Annotated in this window: 17 protein-coding genes; 15 read left to right on the forward strand and 2 right to left on the reverse strand. The window is 61.4% G+C overall.

From position 1 onward, the window contains the following. Window positions 1–70 precede the first annotated feature (70 nt). The 11 genes from ruvC to B5495_RS01555 all read left to right on the forward strand — a co-directional run bounded on the left by ruvC (window position 71) and on the right by B5495_RS01555 (window position 8,950). Complete coding sequence (gene ruvC, locus B5495_RS01505; protein WP_079550710.1) at window positions 71–619, forward strand: crossover junction endodeoxyribonuclease RuvC; 549 nt, start codon at window positions 71–73, stop codon at window positions 617–619. A 117-nt stretch (window positions 620–736) separates the two neighbouring features. Then, a complete protein-coding gene (ruvA, locus tag B5495_RS01510; protein WP_079550712.1) occupies window positions 737–1,336 on the forward strand; it encodes a Holliday junction branch migration protein RuvA in 600 nt (199 codons plus the stop codon). Window positions 1,337–1,396: 60 nt separating this feature from the next. Then, window positions 1,397–2,434: a Holliday junction branch migration DNA helicase RuvB gene (ruvB, locus tag B5495_RS01515; protein ID WP_079550715.1), complete on the forward strand. Its 1,038-nt coding sequence runs from the start codon at window positions 1,397–1,399 to the stop codon at window positions 2,432–2,434. Next, on the forward strand, window positions 2,431–2,856 hold the full coding sequence (gene ybgC, locus B5495_RS01520) for a tol-pal system-associated acyl-CoA thioesterase (protein ID WP_079550717.1): 426 nt from the start codon (window positions 2,431–2,433) through the stop codon (window positions 2,854–2,856). Before ruvB ends, ybgC begins: the two co-directional genes overlap by 4 nt. Window positions 2,857–2,950: 94 nt before the next feature. Then, a complete protein-coding gene (gene tolQ / locus B5495_RS01525) occupies window positions 2,951–3,640 on the forward strand; it encodes a protein TolQ (RefSeq protein WP_079550719.1) in 690 nt (229 codons plus the stop codon). Window positions 3,641–3,653: 13 nt separating this feature from the next. Beyond that, entirely contained in the window at window positions 3,654–4,091 is a 438-nt protein-coding gene (tolR, locus tag B5495_RS01530) for a protein TolR (RefSeq protein ID WP_079550722.1), read from the forward strand. Further along, window positions 4,084–5,163 carry a cell envelope integrity protein TolA gene (gene tolA / locus B5495_RS01535; RefSeq protein WP_079550724.1) on the forward strand — a complete coding sequence of 360 codons (1,080 nt, stop codon included), beginning with the start codon at window positions 4,084–4,086 and terminating at the stop codon, window positions 5,161–5,163. The genes tolR and tolA overlap by 8 nt, the downstream gene beginning before the upstream one ends. Window positions 5,164–5,222: 59 nt before the next feature. Then, window positions 5,223–6,482 (forward strand): Tol-Pal system beta propeller repeat protein TolB, encoded by a 1,260-nt coding sequence (tolB, locus tag B5495_RS01540; protein ID WP_079554846.1) that lies wholly within the window; start codon window positions 5,223–5,225, stop codon window positions 6,480–6,482. A 119-nt stretch (window positions 6,483–6,601) separates the two neighbouring features. Then, window positions 6,602–7,162 (forward strand): peptidoglycan-associated lipoprotein Pal, encoded by a 561-nt coding sequence (gene pal / locus B5495_RS01545; RefSeq protein WP_079554847.1) that lies wholly within the window; start codon window positions 6,602–6,604, stop codon window positions 7,160–7,162. Window positions 7,163–7,264: 102 nt separating this feature from the next. Continuing rightward, the gene (gene ybgF, locus B5495_RS01550; RefSeq protein WP_154045283.1) at window positions 7,265–8,131 is read left to right on the forward strand and encodes a tol-pal system protein YbgF; all 867 of its coding nucleotides are present in this window, start codon (window positions 7,265–7,267) and stop codon (window positions 8,129–8,131) included. A 57-nt stretch (window positions 8,132–8,188) separates the two neighbouring features. Next, window positions 8,189–8,950, forward strand: coding sequence for a YciK family oxidoreductase (locus B5495_RS01555; protein ID WP_079550727.1), 762 nt, complete (start codon window positions 8,189–8,191; stop codon window positions 8,948–8,950). On the opposite strand, the gene B5495_RS01560 is transcribed toward B5495_RS01555, so the two are convergent. Next, complete coding sequence (locus B5495_RS01560; protein ID WP_079550729.1) at window positions 8,947–9,612, reverse strand: HAD-IA family hydrolase; 666 nt, start codon at window positions 9,610–9,612, stop codon at window positions 8,947–8,949. The two genes, B5495_RS01555 and B5495_RS01560, sit on opposite strands and share 4 nt — an antisense overlap. Next, a complete protein-coding gene (ubiG, locus tag B5495_RS01565; protein ID WP_079550731.1) occupies window positions 9,609–10,358 on the reverse strand; it encodes a bifunctional 2-polyprenyl-6-hydroxyphenol methylase/3-demethylubiquinol 3-O-methyltransferase UbiG in 750 nt (249 codons plus the stop codon). Before ubiG ends, B5495_RS01560 begins: the two co-directional genes overlap by 4 nt. Window positions 10,359–10,455: 97 nt before the next feature. Here ubiG and galU point away from each other — a divergent pair, with 97 nt between their 5' ends. From galU to tamA, 4 genes are read left to right on the forward strand one after another with little or no spacing between them, the layout of a single operon-like run. After that, a complete protein-coding gene (gene galU / locus B5495_RS01570; protein ID WP_079550733.1) occupies window positions 10,456–11,370 on the forward strand; it encodes a UTP--glucose-1-phosphate uridylyltransferase GalU in 915 nt (304 codons plus the stop codon). Between the two features lie 2 nt (window positions 11,371–11,372). Continuing rightward, window positions 11,373–12,689, forward strand: a complete 1,317-nt coding sequence (locus tag B5495_RS01575) for a nucleotide sugar dehydrogenase (protein WP_079550736.1) — start codon at window positions 11,373–11,375, stop codon at window positions 12,687–12,689. A 9-nt stretch (window positions 12,690–12,698) separates the two neighbouring features. Continuing rightward, window positions 12,699–13,469 (forward strand): hypothetical protein, encoded by a 771-nt coding sequence (locus B5495_RS01580; RefSeq protein WP_079550739.1) that lies wholly within the window; start codon window positions 12,699–12,701, stop codon window positions 13,467–13,469. Window positions 13,470–13,502: 33 nt separating this feature from the next. Then, window positions 13,503–15,410 (forward strand): autotransporter assembly complex protein TamA, encoded by a 1,908-nt coding sequence (tamA, locus tag B5495_RS01585; protein ID WP_079550741.1) that lies wholly within the window; start codon window positions 13,503–13,505, stop codon window positions 15,408–15,410. Window positions 15,411–15,414 lie beyond the last annotated feature (4 nt).

Here is a 15,414-nt window from a genome sequence, read left to right on the forward strand (position 1 = left end):
CGGCGCCTTTGGGCGTCGGTGTTTTTGTCTGACGCGCTAAAACAGCGTGACCGCAAAGGAGGGCATTGCCATGACACAGGCTCATTCGCCGACCACACGTATTCTCGGCATTGACCCCGGCTCGCGGATTACCGGCTACGGCGTGATTGACGTGATGAACGGCAAGCCATGCTATGTGGCAAGCGGCTGCATTCGCACGCGGGATGGCGCCCTTGAGCAGCGCCTAGCGCAGATTTACGCCGGGCTGGCCGAAGTGGTGGGGCTGCACCGGCCCGACAGCGTTTCCATCGAACGGGTGTTTATGGCCAAAAACCCCGATTCAGCGCTCAAGCTGGGTCAGGCGCGCGGCGCAGCGCTGGTGTGCATGGCCAACCACGGGCTGGCGGCGGCCGAATACGCTGCGCGCCAGATCAAACAGGCGGTAACCGGCCAGGGCGGCGCGGATAAAACCCAGGTGCAGCATATGGTAACCGCCATTCTGGGTTTGTCTGCCACGCCCCAGGAAGACGCCGCCGATGCGCTGGCGATCGCGCTGACTGACGCCTACGCGCAAAGTGGCCTGATGGCGACGAGCAGTACGCCATCGCGGCGCGGTGGTAGCGGACGCTGGCGGCTGTAGCCATCGTGGCTGGCCGTTGTGATTCAGCGGCACGATACTGGTCAGCCGTACAGAGTGGCTTTATGCTAGGCGTCTATCAGCAGCATTTTCATGGATTAACCAGAAGCGAGCGCCGCTATGATTGGACGTTTGACCGGGCAGCTGTGGGAAAAAAAGCCCCCGTGGCTATTGCTTGACGTGAACGGCGTGGGCTACGAACTTGAAGCCTCGATGAATACGCTGGTGGCGCTGCCGGCGGTGGGCGAAACGGCGATGCTGTATACCCACCTGACCGTGCGCGATGACGCCCACCTGCTGTACGGCTTTGGCCGCGAGCGCGAACGGGCATTGTTCCGGGCGCTGATCAAGGTCAACGGCGTGGGCCCCAAACTGGCGTTGGCGATTCTTTCGGGCATGGACGAAGACGCCTTTATGCGCTGCGTGCACGACGACGACAGCAAAGCGCTGACTCGGTTACCCGGCGTGGGCAAGAAAACCGCCGAGCGGTTGATTATCGAAATGCGCGATCGCTTCCCCGAGTGGCAGCAGGGCGATGCGCCGCTGCCGATGGAAGCCGCCGCTAGCCCCGTGCAACATAGCGTTGCCGACGCCGAAGCCGCGTTGGTCAGCCTGGGTTACAAGCCCACCGAGGCCGCCAAAATGCTGACCGACCTTGATCACAGCAGCACTACCGAAAAGCTGATCAAGGCCGCGCTGACTCGGCGAATTGGCCGCTAAAGGTTTCCTCCAGGCAGATGTCTTTATGACAAGAACGTCCTTAATGACAAGAGCGTCTTTATGATCGAGCACGACCGGCTGATTGCCGCTGAGCCAGAGCAGGGCGAGGTCAGGGTTGATTACGCCATACGCCCCAAGCACCTTGCCGACTACATCGGCCAGCCCCGCGTGCGCGAGCAGCTGGAGATCTTTATCGGCGCGGCGAGACTGCGCCAGGAAAGCCTCGACCATACGCTGGTGTTTGGCCCACCAGGGCTGGGCAAAACCACGCTGGCCAACATCATCGCGGCGGAAATGGGCGTGGGGCTGAAATCCACTTCCGGTCCGGTGCTTGAGCGCGCTGGCGATCTGGCCGCGATACTCACCAATCTGGAGCCGGGCGATGTGCTGTTTATCGATGAAATTCATCGTCTCTCGCCGGTGGTTGAAGAAGTGCTGTACCCGGCAATGGAAGATTTTCAGCTCGACATCATGATCGGCGAAGGCCCCGCGGCGCGCTCGATCAAGCTAGATCTGCCACGCTTTACGTTGGTCGGTGCGACCACCCGAGCGGGCCTGTTAACCTCGCCGCTGCGCGACCGCTTCGGCATCGTCCAGCGCCTGGAGTTCTATAATCTCGAAGAGCTTTCCACCATCGTCGCGCGCTCGGCGGGGCTGATGGGCGTGGCAACCAGCGAAGACGGCGCGGTAGAAATCGCCAAGCGCTCGCGCGGTACGCCGCGTATTGCCAACCGGCTGCTGCGCCGGGTGCGTGACTACGCCGACATCAAGGGCGACGGCCGGGTCGACGTCGCCATGGCGGATGCCGCGCTCAACATGCTCAACGTTGATCATCATGGCCTCGACCACATGGATCGCCGGCTTTTGCTGACGATGATGGACAAGTTTGACGGCGGCCCCGTGGGGGTCGATTCCCTCGCGGCGGCGATCAGTGAAGAGCGCGATACCATCGAAGACGTGATTGAGCCGTACCTGATTCAGCAAGGGCTGATGATGCGCACGCCCCGCGGGCGCATGGTTACGCGTCAGGCCTGGGCACATTTTAACCGGGTACCCCATGAAGATGCCGCCAACATCCAGGGCGAGGTGCGCCCATGAGTGACTCTTTTACGGGTAACGCCGATTTCACGCTGCCGGTGCGTGTCTACATTGAAGATACCGATGCCGGCGGCATCGTTTACTACGTCAACTATCTCAAATTCATGGAACGCGCCCGCAGCGAATGGCTGCGCGGACTCGGGCTGACTCAGGCATCGCTGCTGGATGAGCAGACCCAGCTGGTGGTATACCGCCTTGACTGCCATTATGCCCGCCCGGCGCGGCTTGACGATGCGCTTGAAGTAACCGCCAAAGTGGTGTCGCAGAGCCGTTGCCGCATGAGCTTTGCTCAGGCGGTCTACTGCGAAGGCACGCTGTTATGCAGCGCCACCGTTGAAATTGCCTGCCTGGACGCTAGCCGCCTGCGCCCCAAAGTCTGGCCGCCGCGACTGGCTGACGTTGTTGGCGACATTAAGCAATGATCATGAAAACATAGTGCGTACCGGCGTCATTTATGCCGGCAACGTTTAGACTCACTGCCACGCCATACGGGCAACACATGCAAAGAGGGCGACTGTGAACGATAACTCCATGTCCATTCCCCACCTGATTGCCAACGCAAGTCTGGTGGTTCAATTGGTGCTGCTGCTGCTGGTGGCCGCGTCGCTGCTTTCCTGGGTCGTGATTTTTCAGCGCAGTTTCGCGCTTAGCCGGGCCCAGAAGTCGCACGAACAGTTTGAAAACACGTTCTGGTCGGGCGTGGATCTGAATGATCTGTACCGCGACATTCCCGCCGATGACGCTCGGCGCGGCGCCGAGAACATTTTTCAGTCAGGATTTCGCGAGTTTCATCGTCTGGCCCCGAAAACCCAGCGTGCCGACACGGTGCTGGAAGGCGTGCAGCGCAGCATGCGCGTGGCCTGGTCGCGCGAAGAAAACCGCCTGACCCAGCATCTCGTCTTTCTCGCCACGGTGGCCTCGGCCAGCCCGTATATCGGGCTGTTTGGCACCGTCTGGGGGATCATGGGTTCGTTTCAGTCGTTGTCCATGGCGCAACAGGCCACCCTCGCCACCGTCGCGCCCTGGATTGCCGAAGCGCTGATTGCCACGGCCATGGGGCTGCTGGCGGCCATTCCGGCGGTCATCTTCTATAACCGTCTGTCCAGCCAGGCCACGCGTCTTCTCGGGCAGTACGAAGACTTTGCCGAAGAGTTTTACGCTATCTTGCATCGCAATCTGCAAGGGCGTGACGCCACGACCCGCTAAAAGGGAGTTACCCATGCAAGGACCCTTTAATCGCAGTGGCCAGCGCCGCCCGATGGCAGAAATCAACGTGGTGCCTTTTATCGACGTGATGCTGGTGCTGCTGGTCATTTTCATGATTACCGCGCCCATGCTTAATCAGGGCGTCGATGTAGATCTGCCCCAGGCAACGGCCGAGCCGATCGATACGCCGGATAATACCGAGCCGGTGATCGTGTCGGTCGATCAGGACGGCAGCTACTATATTACGCTGGGTGAAGACACCGCCGCGGTCGAGTCGGATGAACTAACCAAGCGGGTGAGCGCGATTATTCAACGTAGCCCTGAGACGCCGGTCATGGTACGAGGCGACCGCAACGTCGCTTACGGCCAGGTCGTGACGCTGATGAGTACGCTGCAGCGCTCCGGCGTTGCCAACGTGGGGCTGATATCCGAGCCGGGGCACGATGAGTAAGCGTTTAGGGCGAAAATTTCGCAAGCGTCCAACAGAAAGTTATTTCTGGCCGACGCTGCTGGCGGTTCTGCTGCATCTGGCGGTGTTTGTGTTTAGTCTGATAAAGCTGCCGGCAAACGAAGAGACGCCGGATTCGTCGTCCATTGTGCAGGCCACGCTGGTCAGCACCGAGACGCGGACGGACGTCGCCCAGCAGATCAACGAGCAACAGGCAGCGGCCAACGCCGAAGAAAAAGCGCCCCCCGAGCCGAAACAAGAGACCGAACCGGAACCCGCGCCAGAACCAGAGCCGCAGGAAGACGACACGCCCAGCGAGCTTGAACAGGCCGTGATCGATCAGGCTGAAGCCATGGCCGCCGCGGAAGAGCAGCGTAAACAAGCAGCCGCTGAACAAGCCAAAGCCGAAAAGGCCGCGGAAGAAGAGCGCCAGAAAGAAGCCGCTGAACAAGCCGCAGCCGAAAAGGCCGCGGAAGAAGAGCGCCAGCAAGAAGCCGCTGAACAAGCCGCAGCCGAAAAAGCGGCGGAAAAAGAACGCCAGAAAGAAGCTGCTGAACAAGCCGCAGCCGAGAAGGCGGCGGAAGAAGAACGCCAGAAAGAAGCTGCTGAACAAGCCGCAGCCGAGAAGCGCAAGCAAGAAGCCGCTGAAAAGGCCAAAGCTGAAAAAGCCGCAGCGGAAAAGCGTAAACAAGAAGCCGAAGCACAACGCAAGAAAGAAGCCGCCATGCAGCGCCGGCTTGAAGGCGAAAGAGAAGCGGCGGCCAAAGCCAAACAGGCAGAAGAGGCCGCCAACGGCTTTATTGCCATTGTGCGTCGCGCGGTCGAACAAGCCTGGCTGATTCCGGCCGGGGCAAGCGATAGCATGAGCGCGACGCTAAGCGTGCGTTTAGGGCCATCCGGCGAAGTGCTGGCCGTTACGGTGGCCACGTCAAGCGGCGATAGCAGCTTTGATCGTTCCGCCGTGCAGGCGGTTGAGCAGGCCTCGCCGTTTATCGAGCTGCGCGATCTGCCCGCTGCGCAGCAGTCCGAATTACGCCAGTTCAACCTACGTTTCACACCGGGAGATGTTCGCTGATGAAAGTATCAAGAAGCACCGCCTTACTGCACCCGGCGCGGTTGTTATACGGCGCCCTGATGCTCGCGCTTGTGCTGTTCAGCAGCGCGGCAAGCGCCAACAACCTGACCATCGAAATTACCCGCGGCAGCGATAGCGCACTGCCGATTGGCGTGGTGCCCTTCGAGGGCGCTGGGGGTATGCCGGAGGACGTGGCGCAAATCGTCCAGGATGACCTGGCGCGCAGCGGTTATTTTGATCCGCTCGCCCGCGAGTCCATGTTTGCCCGCCCGCACAGCGCCGACGACGTGGCCTTTGGCGAGTGGCGCTCGCTGGATGTGCGTTACCTGCTGGTTGGTCGCAGCCAGAAAACCGCCGACGGCTATCAGATCGAATATGATTTGCTCGACGTCAGCGGCGCGCGTCCCATGCTGCAAGAGCGCATCAGCGCCAGCGGTAACAACCTGCGCGGCGCGGCGCATCGCATCAGCGATGCCGTGTTCGAGGCCATTACCGATATTCGCGGGGCGTTTTCCACGCGCATTGCCTACGTCACCGCCCAGGGCGTTGGCGATAACATCGACTACGGACTTTACGTGGCGGACGCCGACGGGCATAACAGCCAGCAGGTGCTGACTTCCGATGAGCCGATTCTGTCGCCGGCGTGGTCGCCGGACGGCAAGAAGCTGGCTTACGTTTCCTTTGAGAGCGAGCGTCCGGCTATTTATGTGCAGCAGGTGGCCAGCGGGCAGCGGATCCAGCTGACCGACTTTGACGGCATCAACGGCGCGCCGGCGTGGTCGCCGGACGGGCGCAAGCTGGCCATGTCGTTGTCGAAAGACGGCCAGCCTGAAATCTACGTGATGAATCTGTCCGGCCGTGCGACGCAGCGCCTGACCAATAACTCAAGCATTGATACCGAACCCTCCTGGGCGCCCGATGGCCGCAGCCTGCTGTTTACCTCGGACCGCAGCGGCGGGCCACAGCTGTATCGCTATACGCTGGGCAGCGGCAATGCCGAACGGCTGACCTTTACCGGAAAATACAATGCCCGGGGCCGCTTTTCTCCTGATGGCGAGAAGATCCTGCTGGTTCACCGTTCAAAAAATGGCTACCAGATAGCGCGTCAGGAGCTGGAATCCGGCCGTCTGGTGGTATTGAGCGAGACCACCCACGACGAGTCGCCCAGTGTTGCGCCTAACGGCACCATGGTACTCTTTGCCACTCAGCAGGGCGGGAAGGGCGTGCTTAGCGCCGTATCCGTTGATGGTCGTGCTTCGTTCCGTCTGCCTGCGGCTCAGGGAGATGTGCGCGAGCCCGCGTGGTCGCCGTTCTTGTAGCGATGCCGTTTTGCACTATTTTTGCACTACGATCGTTATTTGCAATAAACCGAACTCAGCTAAGGAATGACACGATGTCTTTATTCAACAGGGCTTCATCCATCGCCTCTTTTCGTCAGGTGCCGCTTAAAACGCTGGCACGCTCTACCGCCGTGGCATTATCCATTGTCGTGATTGCCGGCTGTTCCAGCACTGGCGGCACGCAAAACGGCGAATCTTACGGAGGTCAGCAAGGTGCTGGCACGGGCACCAACGGTGCCGGCACGTCGGGCACCGGTAACGGTGGCCAATATGGCTCGGGTACAGGTACCGGCACGAGCAGCGGCGTTGGCCAGCAGGCCGACTCGCGCATCCCCGACGTACGTACCATCTACTTCGAGTTTGACCGCGACACGATTAAAAGCGAGTACGAATCGGTGGTCATGGCACATGCTCGCTACCTGCGTTCCAACACCAATGCCCAGGTCGTGCTGAAAGGCCATACCGATGAGCGCGGCACCCGCGAATACAACCTGGCGCTGGGTGAGCGTCGCGCCAACGCGGTGAAGCGTTTTCTGCGTGTACAGGGCGTCTCGGGTTCGCAGGTAAGCGTGGTGAGCTACGGTGAAGAGCGTCCGGCCGCACGCGGTCAGGGCGAGTCAGCCTACTCCAAGAATCGTCGTGTCACGTTCAGCTATTAAGCAAACAGGGAGGCGCCAGCCGGCGGCCCTGCGGGAGCGATCATGAAGCACAGTCTTACGCCCGGTCTCAAGTGCGGCTTTAAGTACGATCTCAAGCATGCCATGGAGAGGCTGTGTGGCACGCCGGCGCGGGCACCCTGGTGCCTCGCGCTGGCGTGCGCCATATTGCCTATCAACGCTTTGGCACAACAGCCCGTTGTTGAGGACCGGTCAGGCTCGTCAGACGGGTTTTATCAGCAGACGGAGACCCGTTCATCGGGCAGTCTGGTGATGTTCAATCAGGTGCAGGAGCACCAGCGCGAGCTGCAGGAGCTGCACGGCCAGGTTGAAGAGTTGCGCCACGAGCTGGAAAAACTGCGTAGCCAGTCCCAGCAGCGCTATCTGGATCTGGACGGCCGCCTGGCAAGGGCGGCTGCCAAGGCAAGCAGTGCGAATACAGGCAGCACCGATGCCGATAGCGCGGAAGCCGATATGACTGATGCCGATCTCGGGAATACCGATCTTGGCAACACTAGCGACAGCACTACCGACAACGCCGACACGTCGAAGACAGCGGCAGGATCGTCCTCGTCGCCTTCATCGTCCACCAGCGCCGCCGCGCAGCAGGACTATCAGGCGGCTTTTGCCCACGTGCAGGCGCGGGAGTTTGATCAGGCCATCGCTGCGTTTGAGCAGTTTGTCAGCGAACATCCGGATACCCGCCTGACGCCCAACGGTTATTACTGGCTGGGCGAGCTGCATGCGTCGGAGGATAACCTTGGCGCGGCAGAGCAGGCCTTCACCCGGGTGATCGACAAGCACGCCGGCAGCAGCAAAGTGCCTGATGCGCTGTACAAGCTGGGGCTGGTGAAAGCACGCCAGGGCGACACTGAGCGCAGCCAGGAGCTGCTGGAACAGGTGAAAGACGACTACCCACAGAGCACTGCGGCAGGGCTTGCCAGCGACTTTTTACGCCAGTCGGCGGGCTGATAAGCGGCGTGTTTTTTCATCAGACAAATGTTGAAGGGCACTATTTCAAGGGACGCTATGAACTGCAAGATAGACTATCAGCCGGCGGCTGATTTGCTGAACGAGCGCATTGTTCTGGTCACGGGCGCCGGCGACGGCATTGGCCGTGCCGCTGCGCTGGCCTATGCCAGCCACGGCGCCACGGTCATTCTGCTGGGCCGCACCATTGCCAAGCTGGAAAGCACCTACGACGCCATTGAAGCCGCCGGCGGGCCGCAGCCGGCAATTTTCCCGCTGAACTTTGAAGGTGCGACCTATCGCGACTACCAGGATATGGCGGAAACGCTATATCAGGAGTTTGGCCGGCTGGACGGTATTTTGCACAATGCGGGCCTGCTGGGGCGCATCACGCCCTTTGAGCAGTACAATCCCGAGCTTTGGGAGCAGGTCATGCAGGTCAACGTCAACGGCCCGGTGTGGATGACCCAGGCGCTGCTGCCGTTGCTGAAAGAGTCCGCAGACGCCTCGATTATTCTCACGTCGTCCGGCGTAGGGCGCAAAGGGCGCGCCTACTGGGGCGCGTATTCGGTGTCAAAGTTTGCCACCGAAGGCTTTATGGAAGTGCTGGCTGACGAAATGGACAACCAGTATCCAATCCGCGTGAACACGCTTAACCCGGGGGCGACGCGCACGCAAATGCGCCGTACCGCGTTTCCCGGAGAAGACGCCAACAGCCTGCGTACGCCGGAGGATATCCTGCCGACGTACCTGTGGCTGATGGGGCCGGATAGCCGTGGCACCAACGGACAGAAGCTCGACGCCCAGCCGCCGCGCAGCTAAAAAGCGTTGAGTGCCGTGACCAGTGCCGTGCAGTCGTCAAACCAGACGTCTGCCGGCCACTGGCGGTAATCATCCCCCTCACTGATATAGCCGTAACCCACGGCCACGGCGGTCATGCCGGCGGCCCGAGCGGCCTCCATGTCGCGAATATGATCCCCCACGTACCAGCACGCTTCCGGTGCTACTCCCAGGCGTCGGGCCGCTTCCCACAGCGGCTCGGGTGAGGGTTTTTTCACCGCCAGATCGTCGGCGCATAACAGCGCGCCGGGGCTAAGCGCCAGCGCTTCAATCAACGGTTCGGCGTAGCGTCTTGGCTTGTTGGTCACAATGCCCCAGGGGCGGCGTTGCTGTTGCCAACCATGCAGCCAGTCATCCAGCGGCGCGAATACGCGGCTGTGAATCGCAAGCGCCTGCGCGTAGGCATCCAGCAGGCGGCTGCGCGCCGCATCGTGGTCGGGGTGCTCGGCATCAAGCCCCAGCGCCAGTGTGACCAGCGCGCTTCCGCCGTTGGACACCTGGGTGCGAATCAGCTCAAAGGGCAGCGGGTCCAGGCTGTGATGCCGGCGCAGCGCGTTGGTCGCCGCGGCGAGATCCGGCGCGGTATCCACCAGGGTGCCATCGAGGTCAAACAGTACGGCCTTTACCGGCAAGGCAGATGTCATTCCTCACCCCGCTTTTGGCAGGCCATCATGTAGTTGACCGACACATCGTAAGGCGTAAGCCGGTAGTGGCGCGTCAGCGGGTTGTAGGTCAGACCGGTCTGCTCGCCAACGTCCAGCCGGCTGTGGCGACACCAGGCCGCCATTTCCGACGGGCGGATGAATTTGGCGTAGTCGTGAGTGCCCCGTGGCAACATTCCCAGCACGTATTCGGCGCCAAAAATGGCCAGCGCCCGGGCTTTATGCGTGCGGTTGAGCGTAGAGAAAAATACCCGGCCGCCGGGGCGCACCAACCGGCTACAGGCGGCGATCACCGACGCAGGATCGGGGACGTGTTCGAGCATTTCCATGCAGGTAACGACGTCAAATTCGCCGGGCTGCTCTTCGGCCAGCGCTTCTACGGCGACGTGGCGGTAGCTGACGCTAACGGCGCTTTCTTCAGCGTGGCGGCGCGCCGCATCAAGCGGTGCCTGGCCCAGGTCAATACCCGTGACCTCGGCACCGCGATGCGCCATGGACTCGCTTAAAATTCCTCCCCCGCAGCCCACGTCCAGCACGCGCTTGCCGGCCAGCCCCGCCCGCGCGTCGATAAAGTCCAGCCGCAGCGGGTTGATGTCATGCAGCGGTTTGAAATCGCCGTCACGATCCCACCAATGGCCGGCCAGTGCCTCAAACTTGGCCACTTCTTCGGCATCCACGTTTTCGGCGGCAGAGGCGGCGCGGCGATTATCCTTGTCGGTAGCGTGCATGTATCAGCTCCTTGGCGGGCAATGTGTCGTGTATGATGGCCATTCTAACCACTCCCGGACCGGAAAGCATGACCGGAAAGCACGATTAAGGACCGCTATGATTCGCAAAGCTGTACTTCCTGTTGCCGGATTCGGCACCCGCTGTTTACCCGCGTCTAAAGCGATCCCCAAGGAAATGATCACCGTCGTTGATCGTCCGGTGATTCAATACGTGGTGGAAGAGGCCGTGGCCGCCGGTATCCGCGATATCGTACTGGTGACGAGCAGCAGCAAAAGCGCGATTGAAAACCACTTTGATACCCACGCCGAGCTTGAAGCCAGTTTGGAAGCCAAGGGCAAGCATGCGCTGCTGGAAAGTATTCGCCACATTGTGCCCGCTGACGTCAACATCATCAGCGTGCGCCAGGGCGAACCGCTGGGGCTTGGCCACGCGGTGCTCTGCGCCCGCCCGGTGATCGGTGATGACGAACCCTTTGCCGTACTGCTGCCCGACGTGCTGGTCGATAATGCTCTGGTCGAGAACGCAGGCAGCAAAACGGATAGCGCGAGTGATTTAAGCGGCATGTTGGCGGCATTTGAACGCACTCAGGAAGCGCAGCTGATGGTCGAAGAGGTCGATTGGCAACACGTCGAGCGCTACGGCATTGTCGCGCCCGAAGGTGACGCACCCGCGCCGGGTCATGCCGCATCGCTTTCCGGCATGGTGGAAAAACCCGCGCGCGACGCGGCGCCGTCCAATCTGGCGGTGATCGGGCGTTACGTATTGCCCGGCGATATTTTTCCGCTGTTGGCCGATACGCCACCGGGCGCGGGCAACGAAATTCAGTTGACCGATGCCATCGAGCGGCTGCGCGTCAAGCGCGGGGTGCAGGCCTACCGCATGCAGGGCATTACCTATGATTGCGGCCAGCCGCTGGGCTATCTGGAGGCCACGCTGGCCTTTGGCCGGCGCCACCCGACGCTGGGCGACGCGTTTAACGCGTTGCTCTCACGCTACCATCAGGGAGACTAGGCATGCGGGTCTTTGTATACGGCAGCGAATTGGGAGCTGCCACCGCCGCGGCCGCATTGGCCTGGGTGGGGCATCACGTCAGCTGGCTGCCGCACGCCTCGCAGCCGTGGTCTCTACTGCAGCACGCCGACTGGCTGCGCCGCGAGCCGCAGCTGTTCGAGCAGCTTGAACAAAGCCTGGCTGACGGCCACCTGACGCTGGTCGATAGCCCCGACGACGCACTCGCGTACGCCGATACGCTGTGGCTGGGCCTGTCGCCCGCCCAGCGCGAAGACGCCGCCGCGCTGTTGGTGCACCCGGCCGTCGAGCGCTGCCAGGCGCTGGTGTTGATCAATAACTCGACCTTTCCCGTGGGGGAGACCGAGCGGCTGGAGCAGCGGCTGGGCGGGCGTCACCTTGGCGTAGCACTGCCCGACATGCTCGAAGAAGGGCGCGCCTGGGCGACGTTTACCCGTCCGGCGCGCTGGCTGCTGGGCTGTGACGATGACCACGGCGAACGCCACGTGCGCGAGCTTTTGCGCGCCTTCAACCGTCGCAGCGAAGTCTTTCAGCGCATGCCACGCCGTGCCGCCGAGCTTACCAAGCTGGCCATCAACGGCATGCTGGCCACTCGTATCAGCTACATGAATGAAATTGCCGGCCTTGCCGATACGTTGGGCGTTGACGTGGAAGACGTGCGTCAGGGCATGGGGGCAGATACCCGCATCGGGTTTGAATATTTGTACCCCGGCTGCGGTTTTGGCGGCCCGAACTTTTCCCGGGATCTCATGCGTCTGGCCGACGTGCAGTCGTCCAGCGGGCGCGAATCAGCGCTGCTCGACCGTGTGATGGACATTAACGAGCAGAAAAAAGAGACGCTGTTTCGTAAGCTCTGGGCCCACTTTGAGGGCAACCTGCAGGGCAAGACCGTGGCCATTTGGGGAGCGGCCTTCAAGCCCGGCACCGCGCGCATTGATCACGCGCCGGTACTGACGCTACTCGATGCGCTCTGGGCTCAGGGCATCAAGGTGCGGCTGCATGATCCCGCCGCAGTGCCCGCGCTGGTGGAAGCGGTGGGCGAGCGCGCCGACCTGGCGACCTTTACCCAGGACCCGTACCGCGCCTGCGACGGCGCCGATGCGTTAATGCTGGTGACCGAATGGAAAACCTACTGGAATCCGGATTGGCAGCGGCTGGCACAGGCATTAAGCGCTAAGCTGGTATTGGACGGGCGCAATATTTATGATCCCGGCTTTGTGGCAAGCTGTGGGCTTTACTATCGGGGAATAGGCCGCCGCGCTGATCCGACGCCTGCCCAAGGCATCGCCAAACGGCCGTAAGGAGAGTTCATGTCAGAATCCGCCGCACCTTCGCGTATCGTTCCCGACGTTGACCAAAGCCTCAATGCGCGCCACCTGCGCCAGCCAAAAAAGCCGCGACTCTGGCCGTTATGGCTCTTGGTGGTGGTGTTGATCGCCGCTATTGCGGTGCTGGCGGCAGGTTTCTGGCTGGAGCGCGAGCGGCTGATGAGCGAGGTTGAGCGGGTCAGCGGCAACGTGTCCAATATGCACGCGCGACTGGACTCGGGTGACAGTGGTGTACAGGATAAGTTAACGTTAGTACAAGCTCAGGTAAGCACGCTGTTCCAGGAACAGGAGCAGTTGGCGATGCACTTCAATAGCACTCGCGAAGAACTTTTGAGCCTGGTGCCGGCAAGCGAGGACAGAGTCTCGGCGGAGGCCATCGAGACACTGCTGCAGCAGATCAAGGCGCAGCAGGGCGCCGCTGAACGGCGTGACGCCCAGCTGGCGGCGCTGAGTGCCTCGCTTGATTCGCTGGAGAACGCCGCGGCGAGTACGCATGAACAGCTCAGCGATGACGTGGCTCGCCTTGAACAAGCCGCTGAGCGGCGCGTTGAACGCAATAGTGCTAGCGACGATAAACGTTTTGCCGCACTCAACGAGACGCTTGATGCGCTGGCAGGCGATGTTACTGCTCTTGAGCAAAGTCGTGGAGCGCTCGATGAGAAACTCGGCCGGCTGAAGGCACTGGAAAGCGACATGCGCCAGATTCGTCAGGCGCAGCTGGCCTTCAGCGCGCAGCTTGAAATGCTGCGTTAATTGATACGCCCTCGACGGGTCAGGAAGCACGCGATGGAAAACTACCACCGAGGACAAGGCGCCAGCCGGCTAGCGCGCTATGCCGCGCTACCGCTGCTGTGCGCCGCACCGTTGGCGTTTGGCCTGAACGCATCGGTCGAAGGCGTAAACGACGACGTCAAAGCCAATATCGAGGCGTATCTGGAAAACCTTGAAGGCGACGAATACACCGAGACTCGCCTGAAAGGCGAGGTCAAGCGGCGTAGCGGCGAAGCCATGCGCGTTTACGGTTACTACGAGCCCGAGATTACCGTGACCGTTGCCGGAAAAGAGGCCAAGAAAAAAGCCGTCAGCGTCGCCATCAAGCCCGGCGAGCGGGTCAGCATCGAGACGCTTGCGATCACCCTTGAAGGCGATGCCAAAGACGACCCGCCGTTTCGTAAAGCGGTTGACGACTTTCCGCTCAAGGAAGGGGATCCACTGCTACACGCCCCCTGGGACAAACTCCGCGGGCAGCTTTCCGGAACGGCGCTTGAGCGCGGCTATTTTGACTGGCGGTTCGCCCAACGGCGCATGGAAGTACGGCCCTACAAGCAAAGCGCACGCCTGTACCTGGATTTTGACAGCGGCCCGCGCTACCGCTTTGGCGACGTGGTCATCAGCGGCAGCCATATCGAGCCGGCGCGTCTTGAAGCCATGCGCACCTTTGACACGGGCGAGCCGTATCTGGCGCGCTCGATTGCCGAATACAACCAGCGGCTGGCCGAAACCGGCTGGTTTCGCTCGGTGATGGTGCGCCCGCGTTTTGACAGTATTCAGGAACTTGCCCTGGCGTCTTCAGAAGGGACGCAGAACTGGTGGGACCGTGCGGCCATCGCTCGTCAGCAAAGCGGGCCCCAGGACGGCGAGTCCGATCAGCAGGAACAGGCGCCGCGGCTTGAGCGAGACGCGCTGAGCAGTGCCATGCGGCTGTATCGTCAGGAGAATACGCAACTGCCGGTTGACGTGGTGGTGGAGCCCGCCGATCGCCATCAGTTTGAAGTTGGCGTCGGCTATGCCACCGACGTCGGGCCACGCCTGCGCTTTGGCTGGAATCAGCCGTGGATCAACCGCTACGGTCACAGCCTCGATCATGATCTGTATATCTCCGCGCCCGAGCAGCGTTTCTCCGGCACGTATAACGTGCCACTCGAAGACCCGCTGCGCGATAGCTATCGGCTGCAATACGGGATTAAAAACCTTGACGACGGCGATACGCAGTCACTGGAAGGCACCGTTGAGCTCGCCCGGCGCTGGCAGTTTGATAACGACTGGGTGCAGTCGGTCTATGTGCGGACGACCTACGAAGACTTCACTCAGGGCGGGGAAAGCGAAAAAGTCTGGATCTATTACCCCGGCATTCAATGGACGCGCACGCGTACGCGTCAGCAGCGCTTTCCCACCTGGGGCGATCGCCAGCAGCTTTCCATCGAGTATTCCGATACCGCCTGGGGCTCGGACGCACAGTTTTTACGGCTGACCGGCGATACCGAGTGGATTCGTATGTTGGGCGATAAAAACCGCTTTGTCGGCGGGATCAGCGTGGGTGCCATTGAAACCGATGACTTCAGCAAGATTCCGCCATCGTTGCGCTTTTTTGCCGGCGGCGACAACAGCGTGCGCGGGTATTCCTACGAAAGCCTGTCGCCGCGTAACGCCAAGGGTAAACTGCGCGGTGGCCAGCAAATGTTGACCGCCAGCGCCGAGTATCAGCGCAACGTGACCGGCGACTGGTGGGCCGCGGCCTTTGTCGATACCGGCGATGCCTTTGACAACTGGGGGCCGGATGGCCTCCAAACCGGCGCCGGTTTGGGCGTGCGCTGGATATCGCCCGTCGGCCCTATTCGCCTCGACGTGGCCCACCCGTTTGACGATGACGACAATGACTGGCGGCTGCATTTTTCCATCGGTCCGGAATTCTAGGAGA

Source organism: Vreelandella subglaciescola (assembly GCF_900142895.1).
Lineage (GTDB): Bacteria > Pseudomonadota > Gammaproteobacteria > Pseudomonadales > Halomonadaceae > Vreelandella > Vreelandella subglaciescola.